The 9,028-nt window shown below is 68.7% G+C and carries 9 protein-coding genes and 2 pseudogenes; 4 read left to right on the forward strand and 7 right to left on the reverse strand.

What is annotated here, in order from left to right; all coding sequences use genetic code 11:
- Positions 1-107: 107 nt before the first annotated feature.
- Complete coding sequence (locus AC07B0_RS04265; protein WP_478896669.1) at positions 108-908, reverse strand: maleylpyruvate isomerase family mycothiol-dependent enzyme; 801 nt, start codon at positions 906-908, stop codon at positions 108-110.
- Between the two features lie 133 nt (positions 909-1,041).
- The gene (locus AC07B0_RS04270) at positions 1,042-1,398 is read right to left on the reverse strand and encodes a DUF6221 family protein (protein ID WP_478896671.1); all 357 of its coding nucleotides are present in this window, start codon (positions 1,396-1,398) and stop codon (positions 1,042-1,044) included.
- A gap of 103 nt (positions 1,399-1,501) precedes the next feature.
- Here AC07B0_RS04270 and AC07B0_RS04275 point away from each other — a divergent pair.
- A pseudogene (locus tag AC07B0_RS04275) lies at positions 1,502-1,896 on the forward strand (transposase); the annotation flags it as partial.
- A gap of 71 nt (positions 1,897-1,967) precedes the next feature.
- Here the strand turns inward: AC07B0_RS04275 and AC07B0_RS04280 are convergent.
- Positions 1,968-2,399, reverse strand: coding sequence for a VOC family protein (locus tag AC07B0_RS04280; protein ID WP_469382382.1), 432 nt, complete (start codon positions 2,397-2,399; stop codon positions 1,968-1,970).
- A gap of 628 nt (positions 2,400-3,027) precedes the next feature.
- Between AC07B0_RS04280 and AC07B0_RS04285 the strand changes: the two genes are divergently transcribed.
- The 3 genes from AC07B0_RS04285 to AC07B0_RS04295 all read left to right on the forward strand — a co-directional run bounded on the left by AC07B0_RS04285 (position 3,028) and on the right by AC07B0_RS04295 (position 5,341).
- A complete protein-coding gene (locus AC07B0_RS04285) occupies positions 3,028-3,531 on the forward strand; it encodes a GNAT family N-acetyltransferase (RefSeq protein ID WP_469382383.1) in 504 nt (167 codons plus the stop codon).
- A 545-nt stretch (positions 3,532-4,076) separates the two neighbouring features.
- Complete coding sequence (locus AC07B0_RS04290) at positions 4,077-4,232, forward strand: hypothetical protein (RefSeq protein WP_478896674.1); 156 nt, start codon at positions 4,077-4,079, stop codon at positions 4,230-4,232.
- Between the two features lie 221 nt (positions 4,233-4,453).
- Entirely contained in the window at positions 4,454-5,341 is an 888-nt protein-coding gene (locus tag AC07B0_RS04295) for a hypothetical protein (RefSeq protein WP_478896676.1), read from the forward strand.
- A gap of 547 nt (positions 5,342-5,888) precedes the next feature.
- Here the strand turns inward: AC07B0_RS04295 and AC07B0_RS04300 are convergent.
- The 4 genes and pseudogenes from AC07B0_RS04300 to AC07B0_RS04315 all read right to left on the reverse strand — a co-directional run.
- On the reverse strand, positions 5,889-7,523 hold the full coding sequence (locus tag AC07B0_RS04300) for a hypothetical protein (protein ID WP_478896678.1): 1,635 nt from the start codon (positions 7,521-7,523) through the stop codon (positions 5,889-5,891).
- A gap of 25 nt (positions 7,524-7,548) precedes the next feature.
- Positions 7,549-7,938 carry a hypothetical protein gene (locus AC07B0_RS04305; protein ID WP_469382387.1) on the reverse strand — a complete coding sequence of 130 codons (390 nt, stop codon included), beginning with the start codon at positions 7,936-7,938 and terminating at the stop codon, positions 7,549-7,551.
- 181 nt (positions 7,939-8,119) lie between these two features.
- A complete protein-coding gene (locus AC07B0_RS04310) occupies positions 8,120-8,488 on the reverse strand; it encodes a hypothetical protein (protein WP_469382388.1) in 369 nt (122 codons plus the stop codon).
- Between the two features lie 298 nt (positions 8,489-8,786).
- Positions 8,787-8,901: pseudogene (locus AC07B0_RS04315) on the reverse strand (transposase); the annotation flags it as partial.
- Between the last annotated feature and the right edge of the window lie 127 nt (positions 8,902-9,028).

Genomic DNA, 9,028 nt, shown 5'->3' on the forward strand with positions numbered 1-9,028 from the left:
TCCGCGTGACCGACTGCGAGTCGATCACGCCCTCGCCCGGCTCCGAGAGTCGTGTCTTACCGGCTCCGGCTCCGGCTCCAGGCGCGGCCGACCGCCCCCGCTACGTCCTACTTCTCCTCCGGCTCCCAGGCGCGGAGCAGGTCGAGCAGCCCTGCGTCTCCGTCAACGTGCATTGAATCGGCCTGGATCCGGTCGTACAGGTAGAGGACCAACTCACTGGCCGTGCCATGGACGGAGGCGCCGGCTGAGTCCGAGTACTCGCCGGTCGCGGCAGTAGGCGCGGGGATGCGGGTGGTGCGTGCGCCGTCGCCGTCGACGGTGAGGCGCCAGGAGCGGCCCTCGAAGGAGTGGAAGTCGAAGGCCGTGGGCTGGTGCGGCCAGGCACTCGGCGTGGCGCAGACGGTGAACAGGAACTCCTCCACACCGTCGAGTGCCAGCTCGATCGGCAGCGGCTGAGGGGCGCCTGCGGCGAGCTGGGCGTCGTAGGTGTGCACCGCGGTCTCCTGGACCCGGTGCCGGGCGACACCGCCGGCGGTCTGCGGTGACTGCGACGCGGGCCACCACGTCCAGCAACCGCTCTCCGGTCCCGCCGCGCGCAGGGCGCCCACCAGAAGCTGCGTCGATGCGTCCAGCCAGGCCAGCAGGGCCTCACGCTCCTGCGGCACTTCCAGCGCGGCACGCGCGGCGACGGCCTCGGCCGGGGGAGCGTCGGCAGACCCCGCGCCGACGATGGCGGCCCAGAAACGGTCTCCCCCACCCAGGTGCTTCACCAGATCGAACAGCGTCCACCCGGGGCAGGTCGGCACCTGCGCATCGAGACCGGGCGCGGCGGCGACCACGGCGCGGAAGGCGGTCGACCGTTCATCGATCAGTCGCAACAGGTCAGGGAACTCAAGATTCTTTTCCACGCCGGATGTCTATCACCGTGCTCCGGTGATCGAACAGCGATTTTCGCAGTCGCCGTCGGTCGGCCGTTGCGGACGTCCTCGCCTCCCACCACCCTGGTGCCAAGCTGCGCATCTTGAGGAAGCGGGGCTCGGTTCAGGCGAGTCGGGTGCTCTGCCTGTCAGCTGCGCTCCTCAACGCCCGGGCGGGGAAGTCAGGGTGGTCCATGTAGGGCGAAGCAAGGTCACGCAAGTCGTGGTACGGCCAGGGATCACGGGCGTGACGTGCCAGGATGCGCCGCTTGGCCTCGACCTCGCGCAGGACGCGGGCCGGGGCGTGCAGAGCCACATGCAGCGCAATCGTGGGATGGAACCCGGGGAGGTCAACCTGGCAGAAGTCGACAGTGTGTCTCTGGGCGGACCACTCCCCGCAACCGTCACCGTCGCAGCGCCGGGCCAAGTCGGCCTCCTCATCCAGCCGCGCCTCAAGGAACCTCACCAGTTCGTCAGTCATATGCGCGTTCTCGGAAGTTGGTGCCCGCGTTTCGCCGCGAGGGAGTCAACTCTCTGGCCAGGCGCGGCCGTGGGGCCTGCCGCTGGAGGACCGGTGCTGCTGGAACTATCGGTACTCCACCAACCACCAGGTCGTCATTGACGCGGATACCCGCCTGGTCGTTGTGGCCGGTGAGCCCTTGCCCGGCAATCGCGACGACTGCCGGGCACGGGAGGAGTCTGGCGCGAAGGCCGCCTTGGGCAGGACCCTCACGATGGCCGACGGCGGCTATCCCGGCACCGCCCTCCTCATGCACCACCGCCGCAGCCCAGGCGAAGAGTTGCCGGGCTGGAAGCGCGAGCACAAACGCCCGCACAAACAGGTACGGGCCCCCGCGTCGAGCACGTCTTCGCCCGCATGAAGATCTGGAAGATCCTCCGCGACTGCCGTCTCAAGGGCGACGGGGTCCGACACGCCAAGCTGGGCATCGCCCGACTGCACAACCTCGCTCTCACGGGATGGCTTCCGCCGCAAACGAGACCTGAGAGGTCCCCGGGAGACGGTTCCCCCCTCGCAGTCTCGGAGGAGAATCAGTCGAGGCAGAACTCGTTGCCCTCGATGTCCTGCATCGTGATGCACGACTCGTTGACGCCATCGGCGCGCTGCGTCAGCACGTGTTTCGCGCCGAGCGCCATCAGCCGTGCGCATTCGGCCTCGAGTGTGGCCAGCCGCTCGTCACCCACGAGCCCTGTGCCGACCCGCACATCAAGATGCACCCGGTTCTTGACGACCTTGCCTTCGGGAACTCGCTGGAAGAGCACGCGTGGGCCCACACCCGAGGGATCAGCGCACGCGAAGTAGACCTCGTCCTCAGGCGGCAGCGACTGGTGGTACTCCTCCCACGTGGCAAAGCCCTCCGGGACTGTCGGTACGACGTACCCCAGCACCTCGCACCAGAAGGCGGCGAGGCGCGCAGGCTCCGCGCAGTCGAAGGTCACTTGGAACTGCTTGATCATTGACATCGGCGCACGATAACAGGGGCCCTGCTCATCTCTCCAGGCGGGTGAAACCACACGTTGCCGGGATGACGAAACCTGCCATCCGCTGCTGTGTCGTGTGCTCACAGGGCTGAACCGAGGTCGGCGCCTTCCAAAGGGTGGGACCCAGGATCCGATCTCAGCCGACCACTCCCGTGCCAAGGCTCAGTTACGGGACAGCCCTTCGGTGGCGGGGTTCGGTTCGTCGTTCCCAGGCCGTCGGAGGTCTTCCGTGAGGGGCAGGGTGAGCCAGAGTTGGGTATGTGCGGGATGAACTGGTTCGTCTATCCGGCACCACGCCCATAGACGTGGCAGAACAGCCTGTAGTCGCTGGTGGGAGGTCAGGGCGGAGCCAGTTGCTCACGTCCACGCCCAGTACGATCCGCCCGTCGCCCGTCGCCCGTCGCCCGTCGCCCGTCGCCCGTCGCCCGTCGCCCGTCGCCCGTCGGCGTCGAGGTTTGAGGCCGTTTCGATACCGATCACGGAGTCTGTCGATCGAAGGGGAGTCACGATCGGGTGATCGCGGGCATTGCCCGGCATGAGGGCAGGGCCTGGCGGTATACGAGGAAAATCCAGGGGAGCGGACGGCCGCGCGCTGCTACGGTCGGGCGCCATGAGCTGGCTCCCCGCACACTTCGTCCATCCCGTCCTGATACCGCTGCCGGGCAGTGATCATCACCTGCGGCCGATCCGGGAGACGGACACCCCGCTCGACTACCCGGCCGTGATGGGTTCGCGTGAGCGGCTGTGGACCATCTACGGCCCAGCCTGGGGCTGGCCCGCGGCCACCATGACCTACGAGGCCGACCAGGCCGACCTGTTGCGGCATGAGAAGGAGATCGCCGCACACCAGTCTTTCAACTACGCGCTGTTCGACGCTGAGGAGACAGCTCTGCTCGGCTGCGTCTACATCGACCCACCGGAGAGGGCCGGCGCGGACGCCGAGATCTCCTGGTGGGTGGTGGACGAGCTGGTGGGCAGCGAGGTCGAGCAGGCCCTCGACGGGCTGGTGCCGCAGTGGATCGCCGCCGACTGGCCGTTCGAGCAGCCGCGCTTCCTCGGCCGAGAGGTCTCCTGGTCGGACTGGCTCGCCCTGCCAGAGCACCCCGACGCGTAAGTAGCTCTCGTCGTAGCATCGGGAGCCGTCTTCGCCCGGTGCTGTTCGCGACAGTAGGGCCCGAAAGCCGCCCAACTCCCAGCGGTGAAGGCCCCGCTCGCAGTCCTCGTCAATTCCGACGTCGACCACCAGGGCAAAACTCGGTCCTCCACTATCGCCAACAGTGTCACTTCCGGCCGGCCCCCGTGCCCGTCGAGCCGAAGTAGCCCGACCGGCCTATCGAACTACGCCAAGGCCCTGCAGCCGCTCTGCCAATGGCGCCGCTCTCATGGACGCACGAGTCGCTCAGGCCCTTGGCTGGGTGACTACCGTGTCCTCTCGCGCGCGATGTGGCTGAGCTGTCTGACGGGCTTCGGGGAACCTGGCGAGTCGCGGCGACGACGGACTGAGAACGAAGGGCTGTGCGCTCGGTGCTCATCGAGGTCAGCGTGCGCTCCGGGGTCTGTTGTCGCTGTCGGGCCCTGCCTGCCGGGCCGTTGTGCCCCCTCCCGCAGTCGGTCAACCCGGCAGCACCCCCATTCCCCGCCCAGGTCGGTGGTACCGGCGTGCACCCGGAGTTTGACCGGGCTGCTGGGCTGGCATGGCTGCCGGCCCACGACGAGATCGTGGTCCCCGCGAAGCGGGAGAGCGTGTTCCGGCTGTTCGTGTTCATCCGTTCCGGCGGCGCACGCGGGCGCTTCGGCTCGATGACCCAGGCCTGACGCCCACCCAGGACACGTCAGACGAGGCCCGGTTGTCCCCTGGGTCACGAAAGCCGACGCTCTCGCCACCCTGACAGACGGTGTGTTCGGCGCGGCACTGTGCCGGCTGACCGTGGCGGGCAGGGGCCTGTTGGCCGTGCCGGGAGAGGTGCCGGCCGCCGCACCGCGGCGGGCGTTCTATCCTGGCCACCTCGCGTTTGCGGTGGGGTAGGGGGAGCAGCATGGCCGACGAGTGGATCCGCACCGACTGGGTGGAGACGGTGTCTGGGGATGGCACGGACCTGATGCAGACGCGTCTGAAGGTGAGGGTTTCTACGTCTGAGGGTCGCAAGTTCGTTACCTGCGCGCTGACCCGCAGAACGTATGTGGTGAGGGACGGTGTTGCCTGTCGGTATTCCGCCTACGCACTCGGTCGAGACTGGAGCGGCACTCTGGACGACTACGACTTCGACATTGTTTCCGCGACCGGGGGTCCTCCGATCCGGAAATTCTTCGAGCGGAACGGCGGGCCGACCGAGAATCTCGACGGCGCTGTGTTCCGTGGGCATCAGGGACTTGACGATGGCGAGTACACCGTCCGGATCGCCGCGGGAATGACGACCAGCTGGGTGAGTGGGACGGGACAGACCATCAAGCTGCCTGTCCCGGGTCATCAGCTGACTTTCGTCGTGGTGGATTCCGCGCCGCCGGAGGTGCGCGCAACGACTGTCAGCCCGTCGGCCGCGCGGCCTTTCATGGAGATCCCTGTGGTCGACTGGTGCGACCAGCCCACAGCGGAGGCGGCGTGGGGGGCCTACCTGGACGGGAACGCAATCCGCCGGGATCATTTCGGAATCTTCTCCCCACGGCACCTGATGAGGCATCAACGCAGTACCGCTCTGGGGATTCTCCGGAGCGAGGGCTACGACATCCCCTCAAGTCCGCAACCGGTCAAGACGGGGCAGACCGGGCTGGGCGACTGGGGCGGAGCATGGATGCAGGCCGATGTGCTCACCGCCCTTCGCGCCGTCCCGGACGACACCGCGCAACGCGCGTGGCATCAGGGAGTGAAGGAAGCCCTGGACATAGCAGAGGAGATGTACGTCCTGTGGACTACCGACGTGTTCTGACCGGGCCCGCTTTCCGTCCGTGACCGCCCCTGGCGGGCACCGTGTAGAGCCCGGCCGCCACGACCGAGTGGTCGTGCCCGCCCGTCGGCAGCAGGCGGGCTGGTGGGCGCTGCCCGGCCGCCGCCGAATCGCGACCGGGGGCCTGCTGCGGGCCGGCGCTTTGCTCGTGGTGGGCGGGCCGTCCTCAACGCATGCTGCGTGGCTGGGCGCGGGCCCAGCTCCCGAAGAGGTTGTGCAGGCGCCGCCGACCGATTGCGGGCCCGCAGGGTTTCGCCTGGCGACCGAGGAGACCAGCGTCCTCCCCCGTGCTGCGAGCCTTGCGCGAGGTACACCAGCTGTCACCCGCCGATACCCAGCTGGCGGCCGCCAGCCCGAGGAGAGTCGGCCTGGTCGGCACGTCTGCGGAAATGGCGCACCAGGCAGAAGGACTCCGCAAGCGGTCCGTCGCCACGACCATCGCTCCGTCGCCCATCTGAACGCCCACGAAGCCGCCACTGCGGGTGGACAAACGGTGCTTTGGGATTGTTGTCCGTCAGCACATCGCCGGTCATGGACGGTCACGGCCGGCCATCTGCGGGGCCGGGGTGGCGGGTGGCAGCGCGTCGAGGAGTTCCGGCAGGGTGCCCTCGAAGGTGGGCAGCCGTTCGGTCAGGGCCGTCCGCTGCTCGGGGGAGAGGTCGGCGAGGAGTGTCTCCAGCGCGGTCGTGGCGGCCTCTTCCACGTAGCTGGGGAACGGCCACAGGGCCCGTCCGGTCCACCAGTCCGTGAGGGCGTGGGCGGGGTGGGCGAGCTGCACGACGTCCGCGATCGTGATCTCGGGACGCCAGTCCTCGCCGTCGGGTGTGGCGGCCCACAGGGCGATGGGGCCCGAGTCGGTGGTGAGGCGCAGGGAGCGGAGCAGGTCGAGGCCTTCGGACCGGTTCTGGAAGAGGTGGAGGAAGCTGTACTCGTCGGCGGTCTCCTCATGGGTCAGCCGGCGCACCAGGTCAGGTGGGCAGTCGGCGGACTGCACGAGTGCGCGGAGGTCGTATGCGGGAAGCCCACGGGGGTTCCATTTCGCGGGGTCGGCCGCCCGGGTGCGGGCGACGTCCCAGTCGAGGGGATACCACGGGTCCTCGGCCCGGGCGTGGCTGTGGGCGAGGAGGCGGCTCGGACGGTCGCGCCGGACGGAGCCCCCGTAGAAATTACGGCGGGTGCGCCGGTCGAGTGCCACTTCGTAGAAGCCGTCGATGTGCTGGGTGAGTACGACGTCCCGCTCCAGCGACTCCACCGGGCCCTCCGGGTCGGCCAGGGCCCGGGTGTACGACTCCCTCGCCCAGGGCAGCAGCGGGACCAGGGTCAGAGCCTCGGCGAGCAGGTCGGTGCGGCCGGCGCGGGCCAGCAACAGCCCGGACACACACTGCTCGTAGAAGTCGAGCACGGCCGTGCCGTCGTCGTTGACCGCGTGCAGGGCCAGCATGATGTGTTCGGGCTCGGAGGCGTCGAAGCGGCGGGCCCGTTCCCGGGGGCTGACGAGTTCCGCGATGCGCCCGGCCATCGCCAGCGTCTCGGGCAGGCGCGGTACGGGCTCTGTCCGGCCGGCCCCGAAGGGGCGGCCCGTCAGGACGTCGAACGTGTCGGGGTGGGTGAGCCTGTCGTCGTGCAGGAGGAACAGGTTTGTCTCCGGGTCGTCCAGTTCCAGGAGTGCTGTGATGATCATCTGGTCCGGAGCGGGGGGATACGGGCCTCCTTGGTCCATCCGCTCGCGGTCCTTCGCGAGCTCCCGGCGTATCGCCAGGTCGCCGTGGCGTATGAGGGCGCATGCCTGTTCGGAGTACCACGTGGTCTGCTCCGCGAGCAGGCGGCGGCCGTCCGGTCCCATCCAGCAGACGATGGGGTCCACGGCCAGCCGGGGGGCGAAACTGATCATCCGCTCCAGCGCCTCGCCGATGGCCGTCCACTCGGGGGGCGGGGGGCACTCTCCGGTGCGCGCGGCCTCCAAGGCGGTGTCGGTCAGTTCCGCCATGGTGCCGGAGAAGTCGGAGGCCATCAGCGCCACGGCGACCAGCCACCGGTCGCAGTCCTCGCCGAGCCGGTCCTCCAGCAGATCGCCGGCGTCCATCGAAGAGTCGATCTTCTCCAAGGCGTTCCGCGCCGGCGCGGCATTCCACCAGCGGTCTTCCCGATCGGGGGACATGGACATGCGAGTGTCTCCTGGTTCTGAGGGGCTATGCGTGGGTGGCGACGAAGTGGCGCAGTTCCTCGCGGGGATCGGGGCCCTCGCCCCCGCGCCGGAGGTTCACGCGCTCCCCTGCGAGGATGCCGCTGAGCAGCATGTCGCGCAGGGCCGTCACGGCCGTGGCCCTGGCGCGTGCGATGCGTTCACGGCTCTCCGGGGTGCCGTCGTCGGCGGCCAGGACGGTGGCCAGTTCGCGCTCCCATGCCAGTACGTCGTCCCACACGTACATCTCCATGTGCCCGGAGCCCGGGTGCTGGAGGCCGACCAGTTTCCATCCCTGGCTCTCCGTCAGGGGGATGTCCGCCGACACCCAGCCGCTCGCCAGTTCGGCCGCGCGCGTGGCGAGTTGGGCGTCTGCTTCGTTCGTCGAATCGGTCATGTTCCCGACCTTACCCTATTGTCGTCTGATTGACGATAAGGGGTGGGAGGGGCAACAGGTGGCGCCTGGGGGCATCGGCTTGGACTTCGCCGGTGCAGCTCGGGTCTGTGGCTCCGGTGCCCGGTGCCCCGGTGCTGTCGGCACCGGAGCCAGAGCCGGCGCAGTTTCGCGGCGCGGAGTGTTAGTCGTCGGCGGCGACGATCAGGGTAAGGGACGAGCCCCGGCGGTCAATGGCAACAAACTCGTGGAAGTCGATGTGCACCCCTCCCCAGTCGTGGAACGCCTCGGCGCCGAGATTCGGGAGCTCGTAGCAGCTGGTCGCCGCCCGGAGCGCGGGGTGCACTTCACGTGCCAGAACGTCCTCCAGGGAGCTGGGAAGCGGACCGTGTCGGCCGGCCCAGGCCTGGAGGGTTCTTGTCGCGTCGTCCCGGGTGGTGACCCGGTAGGCGTCGACGGTGATCTTGTGCGTCCAGTGCGGGCCATGGCGGGTGCCGTCCGGGTCGATACCGCCGCCCGCGTAGTCGTCGCGGAACTGGACACTGGCGATCAAGGCGGCGATTGCGTCGAGATCGCCGGGTACTTCAACGGGTAGCCGGAACCTCTTGATGTCGATCCAGCGGTAGCCGTGCCCTCGGGACTCGGTGAAGGCACGGTCGCGGCTTCTCGGATCATGTGCGGAGCCATGTGGCGAGGGCTGCGAGGAGTGACGGTGCAGAGGTGGGTGTAGGCGCCTTCCACGCGCCGGGCGGCGTGTTGGTGGGCCTGCACTGCCGTCGAGTCCGCCGACACGTCACAGTCGATCTGGGCCGCGGGATCCTCGGCCGCCTGGATCCGCGGCGGCAGCATCGTCCACGTTCCATCCGCTGACCAGCTTTGATGCCGCTCATAGACGGTCTCCCACGGCCCGAATCGCTCCGGTAGATCCCGCCACTGCACACCCGTCCGGACCCTGTAGAGAACCCCGCCCTAGTGAACAGTGGGAGAGCTCTAGGCACTGTCTTCAAAGGGGCTTTAGCCAGAGGAACAGGGATGCGATGGTGACGGCTGCCTGGTAGGACTCGCGGGTTTTGTCGTAGCGAGTGGCGATCGC

This window comes from Streptomyces sp. NPDC044704, from assembly GCF_056433525.1.